Genomic DNA, 731 nt, shown 5'->3' on the forward strand with positions numbered 1-731 from the left:
GGGTCTGCTGCAGGGGTAGGTGACATCTGATCTGGCTTGCCCTGTGGGTGAGCTGAGAGGATGTAGCCGTGCTCAAGCCTTACCCGGAGGAGTTCCGGGCCGATGTGGTCCGGGTCGCTCGCACCCGTGAGGACGGAGTCACCATTGAGCAGGTCGCCATCGACTTCGGTGTTCACCCGATGACGCTGCAGAAGTGGCTTCGTCGCGCCGCTGTCGACGACGGCGCTCGTCCGGGCCGGACGACGGCCGAGTCGATCGAACTGCGCGAGGCCCGTAAGCGGATCCGGTTGTTGGAGCAGGAGAACGAGGTCCTGCGGCGGGCGGCGGCGTATCTGTCCCAGGCCTAACTACCGGGAAAAGGCTCTACCCGGTCGTGAGAGAGTTCGCCGCCGACGGGATCGCGGTGGCGCTCACGTGCCGGGTGCTCGGCCTCGCTCGCCAGCCCTACTACCGGTGGCTCGCCGCTCCGGTCACCGACTCCGACCGCACACACGCGTATCGGGCGAACGCGTCGTTCGACGCCCACCGCGACGACCCGGAGTTCGGCTACCGCTACCTCGTCGCCGAGGCCGCGGCTGCCGGTGAGGTGATGGCCGAGCGGACCGCGTGGCAGATCTGTCGCGGCGGTGGCTGGTGGAGCGCGTTCGGGAAGAAACGCCGCGGTAAGAGCGGCCGAGTCGGGCCGCCGGTCCACGACGACCTGGTCCGCCGCGAGTTCACCGCGACCGCCA

The 731-nt window shown here is 68.9% G+C and carries 1 protein-coding gene and 1 pseudogene; both read left to right on the plus strand.

Going from position 1 to position 731, the window contains the following annotated elements; translation table 11 throughout:
* Positions 1-68 precede the first annotated feature (68 nt).
* Entirely contained in the window at positions 69-347 is a 279-nt protein-coding gene (locus tag FVA95_RS32315) for a transposase (protein WP_205016045.1), read from the plus strand.
* Between the two features lie 26 nt (positions 348-373).
* Positions 374-731: pseudogene (locus FVA95_RS29100) on the plus strand (IS3 family transposase); the annotation flags it as partial.

It is taken from the genome of Pseudonocardia sp. EV170527-09 (assembly GCF_008369905.1).
In the GTDB taxonomy this organism is placed as follows: Bacteria; Actinomycetota; Actinomycetes; order Mycobacteriales; family Pseudonocardiaceae; genus Pseudonocardia.